The sequence below is a fragment of the Bacteroides sp. AF29-11 genome, assembly GCF_003602895.1.
Lineage (GTDB): Bacteria > Bacteroidota > Bacteroidia > Bacteroidales > Bacteroidaceae > Bacteroides > Bacteroides uniformis.
Window position 1 is genome coordinate 248,378 of the sequence record NZ_QTLY01000001.1, and the last position, 20,677, is coordinate 269,054.

At 49.6% G+C, this 20,677-nt stretch carries 9 protein-coding genes; all 9 read left to right on the forward strand.

Annotated elements, in window-relative coordinates; all coding sequences use genetic code 11:
• Positions 1 to 49 precede the first annotated feature (49 nt).
• The 9 genes from DWZ03_RS00965 (at position 50) to DWZ03_RS01005 (ending at position 20,677) form a co-directional block, all read left to right on the forward strand.
• A complete protein-coding gene (locus tag DWZ03_RS00965) occupies positions 50 to 3,226 on the forward strand; it encodes a SusC/RagA family TonB-linked outer membrane protein (RefSeq protein WP_120128487.1) in 3,177 nt (1,058 codons plus the stop codon).
• Between the two features lie 43 nt (positions 3,227 to 3,269).
• On the forward strand, positions 3,270 to 4,892 hold the full coding sequence (locus DWZ03_RS00970) for a RagB/SusD family nutrient uptake outer membrane protein (RefSeq protein WP_005830278.1): 1,623 nt from the start codon (positions 3,270 to 3,272) through the stop codon (positions 4,890 to 4,892).
• 40 nt (positions 4,893 to 4,932) lie between these two features.
• Positions 4,933 to 6,390, forward strand: coding sequence for a glycan-binding surface protein (locus DWZ03_RS00975; RefSeq protein ID WP_120128490.1), 1,458 nt, complete (start codon positions 4,933 to 4,935; stop codon positions 6,388 to 6,390).
• A 130-nt stretch (positions 6,391 to 6,520) separates the two neighbouring features.
• Positions 6,521 to 7,954 carry a cellulase family glycosylhydrolase gene (locus DWZ03_RS00980; RefSeq protein ID WP_005830286.1) on the forward strand — a complete coding sequence of 478 codons (1,434 nt, stop codon included), beginning with the start codon at positions 6,521 to 6,523 and terminating at the stop codon, positions 7,952 to 7,954.
• Between the two features lie 31 nt (positions 7,955 to 7,985).
• Complete coding sequence (locus DWZ03_RS00985; protein WP_005834638.1) at positions 7,986 to 10,058, forward strand: glycoside hydrolase family 97 protein; 2,073 nt, start codon at positions 7,986 to 7,988, stop codon at positions 10,056 to 10,058.
• On the forward strand, positions 10,055 to 13,786 hold the full coding sequence (locus DWZ03_RS00990) for a glycoside hydrolase family 2 TIM barrel-domain containing protein (RefSeq protein ID WP_229122346.1): 3,732 nt from the start codon (positions 10,055 to 10,057) through the stop codon (positions 13,784 to 13,786). Before DWZ03_RS00985 ends, DWZ03_RS00990 begins: the two co-directional genes overlap by 4 nt.
• Before the next feature lie 26 nt (positions 13,787 to 13,812).
• Positions 13,813 to 15,873 (forward strand): beta-galactosidase, encoded by a 2,061-nt coding sequence (locus DWZ03_RS00995; RefSeq protein WP_057281388.1) that lies wholly within the window; start codon positions 13,813 to 13,815, stop codon positions 15,871 to 15,873.
• Between the two features lie 22 nt (positions 15,874 to 15,895).
• A complete protein-coding gene (locus DWZ03_RS01000; protein ID WP_057086968.1) occupies positions 15,896 to 19,003 on the forward strand; it encodes a glycoside hydrolase family 2 TIM barrel-domain containing protein in 3,108 nt (1,035 codons plus the stop codon).
• Positions 19,004 to 19,060: 57 nt separating this feature from the next.
• Positions 19,061 to 20,677, forward strand: a complete 1,617-nt coding sequence (locus tag DWZ03_RS01005; RefSeq protein ID WP_057281390.1) for an alpha-L-fucosidase — start codon at positions 19,061 to 19,063, stop codon at positions 20,675 to 20,677.

The following is a 20,677-nucleotide window of genomic DNA, read 5'->3' on the forward strand; positions in this document are numbered from 1 at the left end:
TGCAGTAGCTTTTAATAACAGTTATTTTTAAATCTTAAATTAAAGTATTATGAAGTTACACGCAAATGTATGCTCTCAATGGGAATGGACAAAATTGAGACAATTGCTTGTTATCGTGTTACTAGGTTTGGGTATTGTTTCCACGTATGGACAAACCAAAACAGTATCCGGTATCGTTAAATCAGAATCGGGCGGTGAGCCACTTGTAGGAGCCACCGTCAAAGTGAAAGAAACCAATACGGGCGGCATTACCGACATCGACGGCCGTTACACCATCCAGGCAAATCTGGGACAAACATTGATAGTCTCTTACATCGGCTACCGCACCAAAGAGGTGAAAGTAGAGCGCACCACCCGCATCGACATACTGCTGCAAGAAGACAATGAGATGCTGGACGAAGTAGTAGTAGTGGGATACGGTACGATGAAACGCAGTGACCTGACCGGTTCCGTAGTCAGCGTGACGGGTGACGAACTGAAAAAGTCCGTAGTCACCTCGCTCGACCAAGCTTTGCAAGGACGTGCCGCCGGTGTGCAGGTGACCCAGAATTCCGGAACTCCGGGTGGCGGTATCTCGGTCAGCATCCGTGGTATCAACTCCTTGAACGGCAACGAACCGCTCTACGTTATCGACGGTGTAGCCATCTCAGGCAACAACACCAGCAACAGCAGCGTGCTCAGTTCCATCAACCCTGCAGACATCGTTTCCATGGAAGTATTGAAAGATGCATCGGCCACAGCCATCTATGGTAGCCGCGCCTCCAACGGTGTAGTACTCATCACCACCCGTCAGGGCGAAGAGGGCAAAACGAAGGTCTCCTACGAAGGTTACTATGCCTTGCAACAGCTTCCCAAGAAACTGGAAACACTGACACTCCCCGAATATGCAGTTTACCAGAACCTCCGCGCCGCCACCATCGGCTTCGGTGCACGCGAAGAGTTCAAAGACCCCTCACTCCTCAGCCGCGGTACCGACTGGCAGAATGAAATCTTCCGCACTGCCCCGATGCACAACCATCAGATAAACATCTCCGGAGGTTCGAAGAGCATGAAATACTCGCTCTCCGGCGGCTACATGCAGCAAGACGGTATTGTATTCGGTTCGGACTTTGAGCGTTTCTCTTTCCGCGTCAACATGGACAACGACATCAACAAGTGGCTCACCACCGGCTTGCGCGCCTCCGTAGCCCGTACACAGCAGACCAACAACGTAGACGGTTCGGGTGCCATCTACAATGCCCTGAACCAGCTCCCCGAAGTGCCAGCCCGCAACCCGGACGGCAGTTTCGGCATGCAGACGGAGAACATGTATGGAACTTACTTCTCCAACCCCCTCTCCGACCTTATCCAAAATGAAAACTATAGTCGCAACACACAAGTCTATGTCAACGCCTTTGCCGACATCAAGCTGTGGAAAGGACTCGTATTCCGCACGGAATATGCCGCCAACTTCAATTACAGCAACGACTATAAGTTTACCCCCTCCTACGACTACGAGCACTTCAAGCAGCAGTCGTCAGCAAGCCGTGGAGCCGGCAACGGAAGCAACTGGACATTGAAAACTTACTTTACTTATAATAATACCTTCGGCAAACACGGCCTCTCTGCCATGCTGGGACACGAAGCGCAAGAAAACAAGTACGAGTCGCTGAGCGGCAGCCGTACCAACTTCCTCTTCAACTCCGTACACGAACTGAATGCGGGTGATGCCACAACAGCAAAAGCCAACAGTTCCCGTGGTTCATCCGCCATCGAATCATACTTCGGCCGTCTGAACTACAACTACGACGACCGCTACTTGCTGACCGCTACGCTCCGTGCCGACGGTTCGTCTTCGTTTGCCAAAGAAAGTCGTTGGGGTTGGTTCCCTTCGGTAGCATTGGCTTGGAAAGTCAACAACGAAGCTTTCCTCAAAGATGTGGAAGCCATCAACTCACTGAAACTCCGCCTGGGTTGGGGTGTAGTAGGTAACCAATGGGCGGGTTCCTATGCCTACGGCGTCACCATGGCTTCGGCAGCCTCCATCTGGGGTACTGGTTTCTATGCAGGCAACTATCCTAATCGTGAACTGAAGTGGGAAGAAACAAACTCCTTCAATGTAGGACTCGACCTCGCCCTCTTCAACAACCGCATAGAGTTCATCGCCGATGCTTATTACAAGAAAACGGACAATCTGCTGATGCAAGCTTCTCTTCCTACCTACGTAAGCGGTCTGATTCGTGCACCGTGGGTCAATGCCGGTGCCATGACCAACAAAGGTGTAGAATTTACCCTGAACACGCACAACATCCAGACACGTGATTTCACCTGGACCTCAGGACTCACCTTCTCCATCAACCACAACGAAGTGACGAAGCTCTACTCCGAATCATCCGCTATTTCGGGAATCAACGGTTCGGAAACACTGACCTACACCATGGTGGGCGAACCGGTCGGGCAGTTCTACGGCTATAAAGTAATCGGTATGTTCAAGGAAGAAGGAGATTTCTACAAGAAAGGTGCCGACGGCAACTTCCTGCTCGACGAAACGGGCAACCGCATCCAAGTAGCCATCCCGAAAGACCAGACCATCGGCAAATCGGGCATCTGGGTAGGTGACTACATCTATGAAGACCGCGACAACAACGGTGTAATTGATGAGAAAGACCGCACGTTCCTCGGCAATCCGGCACCCAAATTCACGTTCGGCTTCAACAACTACCTTTCTTATAAAGGATTTGACCTCAACATCTTCCTGAACGGCTCGGTGGGCAACAAGGCTATCAACCTGATTCGCCGCACCTTCACCGATCCCATGCGTAACAGCAACCTGCTGAAAGAAGCTACCGGCATTGCCCAAATCGCCATGCACGACCCCGAAGTGGGCGACGAGGTACTTTCCAATGTTTACGTGGCCAACGCCGATGCAGCCAAAGTACAACGCATCACTACCAGTAGCGCCAACGACAACAACCGTATCTCCGACCGCTTTGTTGAAGACGCTTCCTACCTCCGCATAAAAAACATCTCGCTGGGGTACACCTTCCCACAGAAATGGTTGCGCCGTTTGCAGATAGACCATCTGCGCCTCTACGTCAACATCCAGAACCTCTGTACCATCACAGGCTACAAAGGCTACGATCCCGAAATAGGCGCTTTGAACTACAATGTATTGCTACGTGGTGTGGACGATGCGCGCTATCCTTCGCAACGTATCTATACATTTGGCCTTAACTTCAATTTCTAATGAGCCAGACAAATCATTTATCATTTAAAATCTCAATATAGTTATGAAACACAGATTTCTAACCCTTATATCATCGCTCCTTCTGCTTACGGCATGCAGCGACTCATTTTTGGAACGTGCTCCCGAAGGAAACTACGTAGATGTGACATACTACACTTCCGACGATGCACTCGAACAAGCCACTGCACCGCTTTACAACCGTGCATGGTTCGACCTCAACTCCCGCGCCATCGTGCCGCTGGGCAGTAACCGTGCCAACGATAACTTCAGTCGCTGGGGAGCTCCCGAGTTCACCAACTTCAAGGTGACAGCCCTGAGCGAAAACCTTGCCAATGCATGGACAGGTTTCTACTCGGTCATTACAATGGCCAATGCAGTTATCAGTGATGTGCAGACCAAATGTAGCAACAGCGTAAGCGAACGTGCCAAGCGCACAGCCATTGCCGAAGCCCGCCTGATGCGTGCTTGTGCCTACTTCTACATGGTTCGCCTCTGGGGACCGGTTATCATCATCGAAGACAACGACAAAGTGGTTGCCAATCCCATGCAACCGCTCCACCGCGAAGAAGATGTGCTGGAACTCGTTATTCGTGACCTCACTTATGCAGTCGAGAATCTTCCTGAAGTGGCAACCGCCAAAGGACGTGTCAACGCATGGGGTGCAAAAGGCATGCTTGCCAAAGTCTACCTCGCCCGCTCAGGCTGGAAAGGAGGCACACGCGACAACGCCGACCTGGAGAAAGCCAAGGAACTGGCCGCCGACGTGATAAACAACAGCGGCATCAGCCTTTACGAAAACTATGAAGACCTCTTCAAGTATAAGCACAACAACAATCCCGAATCGCTCATTGCCATGCAGTGGGTGCCACTGGGTGATTGGGGCGTATGCAACACTCTGCTTGCCGACCTCGCCGGCAACAGCAAGATGACCGGCGGTGTAAACGTATGGAGCAGCTATCAGGCAAGTATAGATATGCTCCAGCAATATGAGTTGGGCGACACTATCCGCCGCAACGCCACCTTTTGCACACCGGGTACATACTATTCATACATCTGCATTGCCGACGGTGGTTATACTTACGACGGCGCCACCTCTTGCATTAAAAAAGGTGTACCGGGCGGTCCGGACGACGACAACGACGGTTATATCCAGTCCATGAACTCTCCGCTCAACACCTACATCCTACGCCTTGCCGATGTTTACCTGACCTATGCCGAAGCTTGTCTGGGCAACAGCGAAGAACTGGCCGGTGGTCCCGGCCTGGAAGCATTGAACCAGGTGCGCGACCGTGCACGTATCCCCCGCAAGGAACGCGTAACCTTCGAAGACATCATTCGCGAACGCCGCGTAGAGTTCTCGATGGAGTATTGTAACTGGTATGACATGGTATCGTGGTATCACTGGAAACCCGACTACATGCTGAATTACTTCCAGAACCAACACCGCGGCTACACAGTAGACCTCATCGTGAAAGACGAAGACGGTTACCTCCACTTCGGCAAGAAAGAAGGCGACACTTTCCTCGAAGGCATAGAAAATTGGCAGGAACCGGGCGAGAACATCGAAATCCACCACGGCAACATCCTGATGCCTTATCCGGAAAGCGATGTCATCCAGAATCCGCTACTGAACGAAGAACCGGTAGCATACGAATTCAGTGAATAAACCAAGTTATACATTCATTATCTCAAATAACGACTTTAATATGAAATATATACATTTTCCTTTTGTGTTGCTCACCATCCTGTTGGCATGCAACCTTTTCACCGCCTGCAACGATGACGAGGGCGGCGGTGTTCCCGTAATCCACCACATCCGTCTTGTCGACCCAGAGAAGGCCGACAGTACGTTCACCGATGTAAATCCGGGCACCATGATTGTAGTCATCGGCGAAAATCTGAATGATGTGCGGAAAGTGTTCATCAACGAACAAGAAGTTTCGTTCAATAGCAACTACGGCACTTCCACCAGTCTCATCCTCACTATCCCCGGCGAATTGCAACTGACGGGTGCCAACCCCGAACTGAAAGGCGAACTGCGTATCGAGACCTCGCACGGCATTGCCACGTACTCCATGCATGTACTCTCGCCCGCACCCTACATCACCCGTGTAGCCACAACCTTCCCCGTGGAGACGGGCACGCCTCTGCGCATCGTGGGCGGTAACTTCTACGAAATTCAGCGCGTTTATTTCACCACTGCCGTGGACGACATCACCAATGCACCTGTTTCGGTAGAAGTAACGGACTACACGGTAAACAAGAACTTTGACGAAATATCATTCAATGCTCCCGCAGGCCTGATTGATGAAGGCAGTCTGGTAGTGGAGTGCTATACCGCATCCGCATTTACTCCCTTCCGTCGCACAGCCCTCCCACCAAGTATCAGCAAGGTAAGCTCCATGATGCCTATCACGGGTACCACAGTTACCGTACTGGGACAGAATTTTATGGATATCGCCTCCATCACAATGGGCAATCGCTCGGTAGATCTCTCTACTGTTACCGTAAGCGAAGCTAACGATATGCTTACCTTTACCATGCCGCGTGCACCGCAAGGCACTTGCTCACTCGCCATTACCACAATGGGCGGTACTGCCGAAGTTCCGGGCTTCTATCCTTTGGAGAATATAGTATTGAACTATGACAACATCGGTTGGTTCTCCTGGGGCGGGCAAGCTGTACCCGTCACTGCCGACGGTACAGCAGCTCCTTTCTTCTCGGATGGTAAATGCTACAGCATATCAGGGGAACTTTCAGCATGGAATTACTGGTGGGGCCAATTGCAGAACGGTGCCGTATGGGGCATTGACACAGCCTTCCTGCCTACCGATACACCGACTTCCGAACTGGCTTTGCAGTTCGAATGCTTCGTGGCAGTGGAATATGGCGGAGGTCCTGTATTCCGCATCTACCTCAAAGGGAATGAGGCTCACAACTACACGAACTATCGTCCGGTGAGCGACTTCACCGGAAAAACCGAAGTAGGCCAATGGATGCAGTGCAGCATTCCGCTCTCCGAACTGGTAGACGAAACCACTTGGGGCGAGTTCCAAAAACGTGACGGTGACGAGTTGGCACTCCAGATGACAAATCCCAGCGAAAACGGTCCATACAACATCGAAATGTATTTTGATAATTTCCGAGTTGTCAAGATACAATAATTTGAATTAAATTCTGGCACAGGATTACACAAAGTGACACCTTCTTTTAAACTCTTAGACGCTGATTCAATTGAATCAGCGTCTAAAAATAAATACACCGAAATTATTAAAACGAAATTTTACCGATACCATGACACAAATCTTCAAGAAAACCTTATTAACCAGCCTGGTTCTATTTCTGATGACAGCTTGCTCTGACGATAAAAAGGAGCTGAAAATCATCGTAGAGCCTACTTCTTTCCATTTTGAACAAACGGGTGGTAGCAAGAAATTCGGTATCACCCCCAATGAACCAGCCACTTTCCAAAGTTCGGAAGCATGGTGCAAAGTAACCTCGGAAAGCAGCACTCCCGTACAGGCAATCTATAACATAACCGTAGAACCCAACACTACGCCCGACGTGCGCAACGCCATCATCACCGTCAGCGTAAAGGAGCATATACAAGAAATCAACGTGGAGCAGGCGGCCTATATCCAAAGCGATGAACCGGAAAAATACACTGTACGCGAGAATCTCACAACCCACCAACTGATTAACGAAATGGGACTGGGCATCAACCTAGGCAACACGCTGGATGCCGTGGGCGACTGGATAGACCCAAGCAACATTCTCAATTACGAACAAGCATGGGGAAGCCCTATTATCACACAAGAAATCATTGAAGGATATGCCAAAGCGGGCTACTCATCTCTGCGCATACCGGTCAGCTGGGGCAATCTGCTGTCCGACGACTTCAAAGTGCATCCTGACCTGATGGACCGCGTAGAGAAAATCCTAAACTGGACCCTCGACTGTGGCATGGTGGCTATCATCAATATCCACCACGAAAACGAATGGATTAAACAAGTACCCACCGACAGCAAAGCAAAAGAAAAATTCACTTCCATCTGGAAACAGATATGTGAACGCTTCGAAAAGTACGGTGACCACTTACTGTTCGAGCCAATGAATGAAATCGGATACGATGAGATTTGGACTCCGTGGGGCGGTAGTGAAGCCGACAAGGCAAAGGCACTGGGATACGTGAACGACCTCAACCAGCTCTTTGTCGACATAGTAAGAAACAGTGGCGGCAACAACGCCAAACGTCATCTGTTGGTGGAAATCTACAACACCAACTTGGAGTATGCTTACGACCCCTTGTTCAAGATGCCGAATGATCCCGCAAACCGACTTGCTCTTACAGTGCATTACTATACTCCCGCAAACTTTGCCATACTGGGTGGAGGCGAGGTTGTCGATTGGGGTGTAGGCCGGGAAAGCTGGGGAACGGAAGCTGACTTCAAGGAACTGAACGACAATATGGACCTACTGAAGAAGAATTGCGTAGACAAAGGAATCCCCGTCATCATAGGCGAATATTGCGCCGACTCCAGAAACAGAACAAAGGAAGTGATAAGACTCTTCTGTGTTTCCGTAACCGAAGCCATCTACTCGCGCGGCATGTGCCCAATGCTATGGGACACTCCGGGGGGACAATACAACCGACAGACTTGCCAGTTCGACGACCCTCTCTTCTTAGAAGAAATGATGGCTATTCCGGTTAAATATCCACGGAATTAAACAAATATTCATAATCAATAATCAAATAAAAATGAACAGAATCAGCACTTGTTTCGCCAGCCTATTGCTTTCTTGTGCATTGACGGCACAAGCACAGCAATATCAACTGAATTCACCGGACGGAAAACTAATTGTCAACATCGAAGCCGGACAAGCCCTCAACTGGGCGATTGCCCACGACGGTACCACCGTTCTTTTGCCTTCAGACATTGCCATGCAATGCACTGAATCTGAGGGAAAGCCCATTGCTTTCACCTTCGGCAAAGATGTGAAGGTGACCAAAGCTACCCGCACTTCCGTCGACACTTCCTTCCCCACTCCTTTCTACAAAAAGGCGAGTGTGAAGGACACTTATAACCAACTCACGCTGAAATGCCGTAACGGCTATAGCATACAGTTCCGCGCCTACGACGACGGAGCCGCCTATCGTTTTGTTTCCGAACTGCGCAAACCTTTCTGCGTGAAGGACGAGATTGCCGAGTTCAACTTCGACCGCGATTACCACGCTTTCGTGCCCTATATTAACGACAATCGCGCCGGCGAGCGTTACTGCTACTCCTTCGAGTCCTACTACGATGAGGCCCCCCTCTCTCGCATGTACAAAGACTCGCTTGCCATTACTCCGCTGATGGTAGAACTGGAGAACGGAAAGAAAGCCGTCATTATGGAAGCCGGATTGTCCAACTATCCCGGCATGTTCCTCACTGCCAACCCACAGATGCCCCACGGAGTGAAGGCAGAATTCGCCCCCTATCCACTGGAAACAGTCATCGGAGGCTATGACCGCTTGAACCTCGTCCCTACCAAACGTGCCGACGTTATCAGCAAGCCCAACAATGCCCCCTACTTCTGCCCCAACGGGCGTCCCACAGGGAAACAGACCTATCCTTGGCGTGCCGTGCTTGTTGTTACCCACGACACACAACTCGCCAACAACGACATGATGCAACGCCTCGCACCCGAATGCCGCATCGCTGACACATCCTGGATTAAACCCGGAAAAGTGGCATGGGACTGGTGGAATACTTGTAACCTGACCGGCGTGGACTTCAAGGCAGGCATGAATACGCCCACCTATAAGAAATACATCGACTTTGCCGCCGAAAACCAGCTGGAGTATATCATCATCGACGAAGGTTGGAGCGGAAAGGAATCATTAATGGAAGACATCAGTCCCGAAATCAATCTCGAAGAACTGGTGGCATACGGCAACCAAAAGGGCATAGGCATCATCCTCTGGGCAAGCTGGCGCAATCTTACGGGAGGAGGCGACATCTCCCCTGCCGTGGAACAAGTTATCAGCCACTACGCACAAATGGGAATCAAAGGTTTCAAAATTGACTTCTTCGACCGCGACGACCAACTCGCCATCTCTTCTACCGAACAACTCGCAGCATGTGCCGCCAAGCATCACATGTTGCTTGACCTACACGGACTGAAACCCTTCGGCATCCAGCGCGCCTATCCCAACATCCTCAACTTTGAAGGTGTGAAAGGACTGGAAAACAGCAAGTGGGAGCCCATCGTGAACGGTGCACCCTTGCATGACTTCCCGCGCTACGACGTTACCGCCCCCTATCTGCGCCAACTCGCCGGTCCGATGGACTATACGCCGGGAGCTATGGTAAATGCCACCCGTTCCCTGTTCCGCTCCGTCAACGACCACCCCATGAGTCAAGGTACACGTGTACACCAGATGGCTATGTACACCGTCTTCGAAGCACCCTTGCAGATGCTTGCCGACAGTCCCAGCAAATACATGAAGGAACAGGAATGCACCGACTTCATCGCCAAGGTTCCCACTACCTTTGACGAAACCATTGCTCTTGATGGTAAAATAGCCGAATACATCACGATAGCACGCCGCAAAGGAAACACTTGGTTTGTAGGCAGCATGACCAACTGGACTCCGCGTAGCTGCACCATCGACCTCTCCTTCCTCAGCGAAGGCAACTACGAAGCCGAAATCTTTGCCGACGGCATCAATGCCGACCGTGAAGCTACCGACTATAAAAAAGAAGTACGCATCGTCACTGCCAAAGACAAACTCAATGTACAACTGGCACCCGGCGGTGGATGGACAGCACGAATTACAAAAAAATGAATCTGAGAAAACTGTTTCTGCCATTGTGTTCAGTAGCCTTGTGCCTGCAATCCTATGCACAAAACAAATCCTTCCTTAAGGATATGCTCTGGTATATAGACAACCCTTCTGTATTTGAAAAAGGACAAGAGGAAGGACACGCTTGGCATATGCCCGAAAAGAGCATGCTACTGAATGGGACATGGAAGTTTTTCTGGTGCGATACACCGGAAGGGATACCTGCACACTTTTTTAACCCCGAATTCCCGGATAAGCAATGGGGCGACATCAAAGTTCCCTCAAACTGGGAAATGCAAGGTTATGGTGACAAGCTGTTCAGAAATGTATCTGCTCCCTTCGGGGTGAATCCACCACATGCTCCCAAAGAGTATAACCCTACCGGACTATACCGGCGAACATTCAAGGTACCTGCAAGTTGGGCAGCAAAAGACCAGATATTTTTAAGGTTCGAGAAAGTGGCATCCGCTTCTTTTGTATGGGTCAACGGTCATGAAGTGGGCTACAATGAAGGAGCACAAGAACCTGCCGAATACAACATCACTCCTTATTTGAAGCCGGGCGAAAACACGCTGGCTGTCTGTGTACTAAAGTATTCGGACGGCTATTACCTGGAAGGACAAGATTATTGGCGACTGGCCGGAATCTTTGACGACGTATGGTTGTACGCCACACCTGCTGTCAGGATATTCGACTGGCAAGTAATCACAGAGTTTGATAATACGTATACCGATTCGCAGTTAAGTATTCAGGTAAAAATCAAGGACTACCAAAAGAAGCCAAGCGAGAATTATGGATTGAAAGCTTACTTAAAGGATAAAAACGGCAAGATTATCTGTAACTTTTCCGCAACTCCATTTGAAATGGACGCTGCGGAAAAGACAATACAGTTGCATACCTTAGTACAAGAACCCCAGAAATGGACAGCCGAGACACCCGAGCTTTATACGCTCGGTCTGGAATTATCCAATCCGACCGGTCTGCTGAAAGACAAGATAGAAACGGTCATCGGATTCAAAAAGACAGAAATCAAAGACGGTGTTTTTTATCTTAACGGTATCCCACTGAAAGTCAATGCACAAAATTCGCACATGCAGCATCCCGAAGAGGGACATATCATGGACGAAGCCACCATACGCAAGGATTTTGAATTGCTGAAACAGTTTAATTTCAATGCCGTACGCACCTCCCACTATCCTCCGGTGAATAAGTATTTGGAACTGGCCAATGAATACGGGCTTTATATCATAGACGAGGTGGGCGACGAAGCCCATGCCTCGGAATGGATTTCAAACCTCCCGGAATACGAAGAGATGTATCGCGAGCGATGCCGCAGAATGGTGTTACGGGACAGAAACCATCCCTGCGTCTTGTTCTGGAGCGCAGGAAACGAAAGCGGTGAAGGTATCAACATTACCCACACCATTGAAGAAGGGAAATCACTAGACCCCACCCGCTTCTGGATGTATGGCGGAAATGCATTCTCCCATCCGGCAGAAGATATTATCGGACCCCGTTACCCTACTCCTATGGAACTGGAAATGCAAGTAGGCATAGGAATGGGAGAGGATTCCCGACCATCGTTTATGGATGAATACTTATCGGTTGCAGGCAATGCCGGCGGTGCCCTGGACGATTATTGGGAAGCCATCTACCGGCACCCCCGCCTGATGGGAGGGGCCATCTGGGATTTTGTCAGTCCGGGACTGACCGAACGGATAAGGCAAGTGGACGACCTTTCGCCCTTCCATACTCCCGCCCATCTGATGGGAAATGCCCGCTTGGTGAAGGAAGGAAAGAACACGGTGCTGGACTTGAACGGTCACGACCAATGGGTAGAGGTCTATCGTGCAGACAATGTAGAGATGAACAATAATGAACTGACACTCACTTGCAGAATCTACCCCCGGAAACTGGTAAGCAGTTGCGGCTCATTCATCACAAAAGGCAATTATCAGTTCGGGCTGCAACAACGCGGTAAAGACAAACTGGAATTTTATATCTATACTGATAAAAAGCATTCCGTATGCGCCTCCTTGCCTACTGACTGGGAATACAACTGGCATCAAGTGACGTGTGTCTACGACGGACAGAAAATGTCCATCTATATAGACGGAGCAGAAAAGGCCTCCACACAAGCATCGGGCAATATCCGGAACTTACCCTACCCCGTCAACATCGGTCGGAACGCAGAAACACACGGCCAAGAGACTTCGGTCTACATCTGCGATGCCCAAATGGACGAAGTCGGCATTTTCGCCAAGGCACTGACTTCTTCTTTTCACCCGGAAGAAGCCGCCCTTTGGCTGAACTTTGAGCAAGAGACGGAAAATGGTACATTCTACAGTTACGGCATTGGTGCACGTACGTACGGCAGCATCTGGCCCGACCGTAGCGTACAGCCCGAAATGTGGCAAATGAAGAAAACCGGACAGCCTCTTTCTTTTTCCATGTCGGATGTGACAGAGGGAGTCGTTGAGTTATGGAATCGCAATCACTATACGAATGCTTCCCGATATGCCATACGATGGGAATTGAAAGAAGATGACAAGGTTATTCAATCGGGCGACTTGGCACTCTCAACAGCACCGCTTAGTCGTGAACTGGTGCACATACCTTATAAGAAGCCTGCCCTGATTCCCGGCAAAGAATACCGCCTGATGCTTCATGCCGTCCTGAAAAAAGATGAATTGTGGGCAAAAGCCGGACATGAGGTGGCATGGGAAGAACTTGAACTGCCTTGGAGCCTGCCATGCTCTTCGGAAGAAAAGGTTCAAGGCATACCTTCCTATTCACTTTCGGAGAAAGAATTGATTGTCTCCGGAGAGGGCTTCAAATATGTTTTCAACCGTACTGACGGACAACTGACGTCGATGGTTGTTCAAGATATGGAACTGCTGGAGTCACCGCTCCGGCTGAATCTTTGGCGTGCCCCGCTGGCCAATGAGCTGGACAACTGGAATGCTTCCAGTGCCCGCTCCTCCAACTGGAAAGAAGGTTACGGATACACGGTAGCCACAGAAATGTATTCTGCAGGGATTGACCGCCTGACACATCAGCCCCTCTCTTTTTCGGTGTCCGAAACCACCGAAGGCGTACATATACACATCATTGATGCGGAATTGATGGGCAAAGGAGAAAAAGAGAAAAAAGACCTCTACATCGAAGGAGTACAGAACAACGGCATCATCAACCACTATGAGTATATTATCAATAGTGAAGGGACGATAGAGATACGCCATGTATTGAAGCCTGAAGGGAAAATGCCGCTTTGGTTTCCTCGTATAGGACTTACGCTGACCGTAAGCGATGCGCTCGACCAAGTGAAATGGTACGGCCGAGGACCGCAAGAGAACTATCCGGACCGGAAAACCGGCTATCCGACGGGGATATATGCCTCTACCGTACAAGCTATGTACGAGCCCTATCTAATGCCACAAGATTACGGATTGCGGACAGATGTACGCTGGTTGCAACTGACTACGGACAAAGGCATCGGCCTTCAATTCAAGATGAACGAATGGTTTAACTTCAACATTTATCCGTACAGCACGGATAACCTGACGAAAGCGATGTATACCTACCAATTGCAGAAGCAGAAAGGCATGACCCTGAATCTTGATTATGCCACTACCGGGGTCGGTTGTACAGCCCGCGGTGTATTCGGTGCTTACAAAGCGATGCCGCAGGAATATCGGAGAACCATCAGCATAAAACCTATGATGAAATAAAAACATTGTATCGGACTGGTAAGATTATGAAAAACAAAAATTACTTTATTCTATTAGTGTTGTTTTTAAGCGCTCTACAAATAAAAGCGCAGTATTCATTCGACAACGTGCTTTATGGCGCAGCCTATTATCATGAGTATATGCCCTATGAGCGACTGGATGAAGATATCCGGCTGATGAAAAGAGCCGGCCTGACAGTAGTGCGCGTTGGAGAATCTGCCTGGGGAGTATTTGAGCCGCAAGACGGAACCTTTGAATTTGAATGGATGGACCGCATTCTGGACAAGATGCATGCAGCAGGAATCAAAGTCATCTTGGGAACTCCCACCTATTCCATTCCTGCATGGCTGGCATACAAACACCCGGAAGTGCTGGCAGAACACGCTAAAGGGAACAAAGCCTATTATGGAATCAGACAGAACATGGATTTTACAAACCCGACCTACCAATTCTATTGCGAACGGATTATCCGCAAGATGCTGGAAAGATATGCACAGCATCCGGCAGTCATCGGGTATCAAGTGGACAACGAAACAGAAGCGCGCGGAGTAAACAACAGAGACTATTTCTTCGGATTCAGGAACTACATCAAACAGAAATTCAACAATGACCTGAACCTGCTTGCCAAGGAATGGGGAATGAACTACTGGGGAATGAACATCAACACCTGGGAAGAGTTCTATCCGCGCGATGGAGTGACAAGCCCTTCGTACAAGAATGAATGGGAGCGCTATAACCGGAAGGAAGTGGCCGATTTCCTGAATTGGCAGTGCGACCTTGTAAATGAATACAAGCGTAAAGACCAATTTGTTACTCACTGCTTTATGCCCGACTTCCATAATATAGACCAAGTGGAAAGTTTCAGGCAAATGCAATATCCTGCCATCAATGTCTATCACGATGTACAGGATAAACAAGACGGCCAGCGCATCGCTTATGCCGGTGACTTCGTGCGCACCGTAGCCGACAACAATTACATCGTCATGGAAACCAACGCACAAGGCATCGGCTGGGATGCCCGCACCCAGTTTCCTCCATACGACAACCAGTTGCGGCAGAATGTGTACGCACATTATGCTTCCGGAGCCAATATGGTGGAATACTGGCACTGGTCTACCCTGCACTATGGGCAGGAGACATACTGGCGCGGCGTGCTGGGCCATGACATCCAACCCAACCGCATATACAAGGAATTCACCACCACCGCCAAAGAGTTGGAAAGAATAGGCAGCCACATCGTGAACTTGAAAAAGAAAAACCGAGCAGCTATCCTCTACAGTCATGATTCTTATCATGCTCTCGGCTTCATGCCCTACACTTACAAGAGCAATTATCCCATTGATATGGTGCATAAAGCCCTCTATTTCCAAAACATAGAAACGGACATCATCCCTTGTGACAAGACAACCGATTTCAGCGGATATGACATGCTTGTCATTCCCCCTTTGTATGTGGCTACCGACCAATTACTATTAGCCATTGATGAATTCGTACAGTCCGGCGGACACGTGGTAATGATGCACAAAAGCGGTTACTGCAATGAGCACTCCGCAGTTCGGGCCACCTTGGCTCCCGGGCCGCTACGCAAAGCCTGCGGCTTCCATTACCAAGAATTCTCCACTATCGGTGACTTATCATTAAAGGATAACCCCTTTCAATTAGAGGGAAAGAACCAGATAAGCGACTGGTATGAATTCCTGATTCCCGAGACAGCCACCCCGTTGGCTTATGCAGAGCATCCATTCTTCGGCAAATGGCCCGTTGTCACCGAAAACAAGTATGGCAAAGGCAAACTGACCTACATAGGAGCCTACCCTTCGCAGGAATTGCTGAATGCCATCGTGCGAAAGGCAGCCATCCATGCCGGTATCATCTCTTCAGAGAGCGACGTGTTCCCCATCATACAGCGTTCGGGAATAAACAAAGCCGGAAAAGCCATCCGTTACTTCTTCAATTACAGCAGCGAGAGCAAAGAAATCACTCATAACTATCCGACGTCCAAAGAGCTGATTTCCGGCAAGACTGTAAAAGAAGGAGACCATGTAACATTGCCCCCCTGGGGAATTCTCATCATGGAAGTTTATTGACCATCAGAAAACATGAGAAAAAATGAGAAAAAAGATATTTGCCTTTCTATTGCTAAGTGCCCTATATGCCGGCGCCCAAGAAGTTCCGGACTGGGAGAATCCTATTGTAGTCGGCATCAACAAAGAGCCGTATCATGCCACACTGACATTGCCTTCGCAAAAAGCCGATTGCAAAGAAATCATATCCCTGAACGGCAAGTGGCGATTCCAATGGTCTGCCGACCCGGGAAAGCGCCCGGCCGACTTCTACAAGAATGATTTCAATACCGACACATGGGATACCATCACAGTGCCGGGAGCATGGCAATTGCAAGGTTATGGCAAACCTATCTATTCCAACGTAAACTATCCTTTCCAGAAGGATGCACCCAGAGTAACAAGCGAACCTCCCGCCGAATATTACAGTTACGGGCACAGAAATCCGACAGGCTCTTATGTCACCACGTTCGAGGTGACGCCCGATATGAAAGACAAGTGCCTATACCTTCACTTTGAAGGAGTAAAATCGGCCATGTATGTCTGGGTAAACGGACAGCAGGTAGGCTACAGCCAGAATTCGATGTCACCTGCCGAGTTTGACATAACCGGATTTGTGAAGAATGGAACCAATCGTCTGGCAGTGGAAGTGTATCGGTGGTCGGACGGCAGTTATCTGGAAGACCAGGACATGTGGCGGCTTAGTGGAATACTCAGACCGGTAGAGCTATGGATACGCCCCCGGACAAATATCCGGGACTATAGGTTCAGCAGCGACTTGTCGGACGACATGCGTTCAGCTACATTCGGAACCGAAATTTGGATAAGAAATCAGACCGACCGCAAAGTAAAAGACCTGACCGTAGAAATAAACCTGGTGGGGAAAGACAACAGAGGAAATAAACTCGACAAAAAAATGGTGACTCCCGTAGGTACTATTCAGGCCTTTTCTGAAACGAGCGTCACGCTGTCCGAAATGCTCCGGGAGCCTCAACTATGGTCTGCCGAGAAACCGCATCTATATGACATCCACATCAAGCTTCGCAGGAAGAATGAACTTTTGGAATCATTCGAATACCATTGGGGCATACGGAAAATAGAAATCGCGGGAGACGTCTTCAAAGTCAACGGGAAAGCCGTCAAGCTGAAAGGAGTGAACCGTCACGACTTCCATCCCCGTATGGGATTCTTTGTCGACAGCCGGACGATGGAGAGAGATATCCGGCTGATTAAACAAGCCAACATCAACATGATACGCACGTCCCACTATCCACATCTGCCATTGCTGTACGAGCTATGTGACAAGTATGGAATCTACGTAATGGACGAAGCGAACCACGAAAGTCATGCCTACGGTTTGGGGAACAAAGTATTAGGAGACAACCCTCAATGGACACTGGCCCATGTGGACCGGGCAGTAGCCGTGGTGGAAAGGGACAAGAACCATCCGTGCATCCTATTCTGGTCATTGGGCAACGAGGGTGGAAGCGGTGCCAATTTGCGAGCTATGGCAGACACAATCCGTGCCTTAGACCCCACCAGACCGATATACGACGATACAGACCGCACCGTATCCGATGTCTATGACGAAGCTTATCTGCATCCCAACGCTTTGAAGGAACTTGGCGAGAAAATAACCGACCGCCCCGTATTCATGAGAGAGTATGCCTACGCCATGGGAAATTCCATCGGCAACCTCAAGGAGTATTGGGATGTGATTGAAAAGGACGAAAGTATTATCGGAGCTGCCATTTGGTGCTGGGTAGACCAAGGCATTCCTAAAAAGCTTAACGGTGCACCGTTAAGTTTCGGCGAGAGCCCCTCGTCACTCCCATTACTGCCCGATGAATTCTGGGCGTATGGAGGAGATTTCGGGGACTATCCCAACGACGGTCCCACCGGCATTAACGGGCTGGTATCTCCCGACCGGGTGCCTCACCCCCATTACTATGAAGTACAAAAAGTATATCAATACATCAAGTTTGAAAAGAAGGGAACACAGCAAATCAAATTGACCAACGGGTATGCGTTTTCCGATTTGGATGAATTCGATTACAGCTATGAGTGGATATGCAACGGAAAGGCTGTACGCAACGGCGACCTCCACTTGTCCGAAGGGAATCTGCTGGAGGTACCTTCAAGACCGGATAAGTGTGGGGAACTTTGCCTCAATGTATATGCCACGTTGAAGGAATCCACGACGTGGGCAGAGAAGGGCTTCAAAGTTGCCAAGGAACAACTTACGTATCATGACTATGAATTCCCACAATTGAAGGATGACGGCGGGAAGGCCACGTTTAAGGAGACACCCGAAGCGGTGGAAATTATAGCCGCCGATGCCTTGTTCACCATAGAAAAAGGTACCGGTGCTTTGGTGAGTTGGCGAGTCAAGGGAGAAGAGTTGTTGCACAGTGCCTTGGAACCCTATTTTTGGAAACCGGCAAATGACATTCAGGTCCGCAACGGCTACAATGAACGTTTGAGCGCTTGGAAAAATGCAGAGCAAAAACGTATCGTAAAGGCATACCAAGCAACCGTAAACGATGGTATGGTGATAGTGGATGCCAGTCTCTCCCTCCCCCGGATAGGAGCCGGTTACCATCTCCGCTACACTGTGGACGGCAAAGGCCGCATACAAGTAGAAGCAACCTATCAGCCTGAAAAGGAAGATATTCCGCTGATGCCCAAATTCGGTATGCGCATGAGAATGCCCTCGGCGCTGAACCGGATAGCCTGGTACGGACGCGGCAAGTTCGAGAACTATCCCGACCGCAAGAGCGCTGCTTTCCTGGGAGTCTACGAGTGTGGCATACACGAATTTATCACGAACTACATCGTACCGCAAGACAATGCCAACCGGTGCGATACACGCTGGTTCATGCTGGGAGACAGTGAGCGATGGAAAATACAAGTCAAAGGCCTGCAACCCCTATGTTTCCGTATATGGCCCTACGGGGAAGAAGACCTGGAAGGGAAAGAGCATGCGCACGAACTGCCCGAACGCGACTTCATCAACCTGAATATCGACTCCAACATACACGGAGTAGGTGGAAACGACGGATGGGGCGCACAGACCATGAAGCCATACACCATTGACGGCAATCGCTCTTACCGGTATGGGTTTATCATGGAGTATATGGACAAAACAGAATAATCCGTTCATCAATGCATTCAAAAAGGGAATAAACATTTTGTAAACAACAATAAAGGTATGAAAAGAAACATCTTTAAAACAATTCTCCTATCCGCCTGCATCCTGCAAGGGGGCAGTGCATTGGCACAACAAGAGAAAGCAGAACCGGGCAAGTTCTCACCTACCTGGGAGTCATTGTCCCAATACGAAGTGCCCGAATGGTTCCGCAACGCCAAATTCGGCATATGGGCACACTGGGGTCCGCAATGCCAACCCGAAGCCGGCGACTGGTACGGTCGTGGCATGTACGAAGAGGGCGGTGCTGCCTACAAGTGGCACTTGGAGCATTACGGACATCCTTCGGAATTCGGCTTCAAGGATGTAATCAACGAATGGAAAGCCGAAAAATGGAATCCGGAGAGGCTGGTAGCCCTTTTCAAGAAAACCGGTGCCCGATATTTCTTTGCTATGGGCAACCATCACGACAACATGGACTTGTGGGACAGTAAATACCAATCATGGAACTCCGTCAACATGGGCCCCAAGCGAAACGTACTGGGCGAATGGGAGAAAGCGGCCCGCAAAAACAAACTTCCCTTCGGTGTCAGCATCCACTCCTCCCATGCTTGGACATGGTATGAAACTGCACAAGGAGCCGACAAGAAAGGCCCATACGCAGGAATCTCCTACGATGCCCGCGTAGTGACTAAGGAAGACGGCAAGGGAAAATGGTGGGAAGGCTACGACCCGCAAGAGCTATACGTACAGAATCATGCCCTGAGCGGACATGCTTGGGCTGCATGGGACTGGCCCGAAGGAACCTCTGTCCCCCCACAGAGCTACTACGACAACTTCTTCGACCGCACAGTGGACATGATAAACAAGTATCATCCCGACCTGGTCTATTTCGACGACAGCGTACTCCCCTTCTGGCCCATCAACGATACGGGGCTGAAAGTCGTGTCGCACTACTATAACCAAAACATGAAGCTTCACAAGGGCAATCTCAATGCCGTAGTCTTCGGAAAGAAGCTGGAAGCTAAACATAAAGAGGCCATCGTATGGGATGTAGAAAAAGGGGTTCCATCGGAATGCCAGGACAAGGCGTGGCAAACCTGTAGTTGCCTCGGTACTTGGCACTATAACCGCTCTGCTTACGAAGACAACTGGTATAAATCAGCCGAGACCGTCATCCACATGCTCATTGACATCGTCAGTAAAAATGGCAACCTATTACTAAGCGTACCAATGAAAGGAAACGGCACCATCGACGACAAGGAAGAAAAAATTCTGGAAGACATAGCCGCCTGGATGGAGGTGAACGGAGAAGGAATATTCGACACACGTCCCTGGTGTATTTATGGTGAAGGTCCCTCCACAGAAACAGCAATACCTTTGGACGGAGCAGGATTCAACGAAGGCAAGAACGCACCCTACACTTCTGCCGACATCCGGTTTGTGAAAAAAGGGAAATACTTGTATGCCCATATCATGAAATGGCCCTCAGACGGAAAAATACAGATAAAATCACTGGCTATCGGCAGTCCCTACTGCAAAGGAGAAATCGAAAAGGTAGAATTATTAGGAGGTGGAAAGGCAAAGTTCAGAAGAACTTCCAAAGGCTTGCTTATTGACCTTCCCAAAGACAAGACACCCAATCCAATTTCTTTGGTACTGAAAATCACTAACCGTTAA

Bases quoted from the DNA above. Each gene is read 5' to 3' on its own strand.
- DWZ03_RS00995 (WP_057281388.1), top strand. From the start codon at position 13,813: ATGAAAAACAAAAATTACTTTATTCTATTAGTGTTGTTTTTAAGCGCT.
- DWZ03_RS00980 (WP_005830286.1), top strand. From the start codon at position 6,521: ATGACACAAATCTTCAAGAAAACCTTATTAACCAGCCTGGTTCTATTT.
- DWZ03_RS00970 (WP_005830278.1), top strand. From the start codon at position 3,270: ATGAAACACAGATTTCTAACCCTTATATCATCGCTCCTTCTGCTTACG.
- DWZ03_RS01005 (WP_057281390.1), top strand. From the start codon at position 19,061: ATGAAAAGAAACATCTTTAAAACAATTCTCCTATCCGCCTGCATCCTG.
- DWZ03_RS00985 (WP_005834638.1), top strand. From the start codon at position 7,986: ATGAACAGAATCAGCACTTGTTTCGCCAGCCTATTGCTTTCTTGTGCA.
- DWZ03_RS00990 (WP_229122346.1), top strand. From the start codon at position 10,055: ATGAATCTGAGAAAACTGTTTCTGCCATTGTGTTCAGTAGCCTTGTGC.
- DWZ03_RS00965 (WP_120128487.1), top strand. From the start codon at position 50: ATGAAGTTACACGCAAATGTATGCTCTCAATGGGAATGGACAAAATTG.
- DWZ03_RS00975 (WP_120128490.1), top strand. From the start codon at position 4,933: ATGAAATATATACATTTTCCTTTTGTGTTGCTCACCATCCTGTTGGCA.
- DWZ03_RS01000 (WP_057086968.1), top strand. From the start codon at position 15,896: ATGAGAAAAAAGATATTTGCCTTTCTATTGCTAAGTGCCCTATATGCC.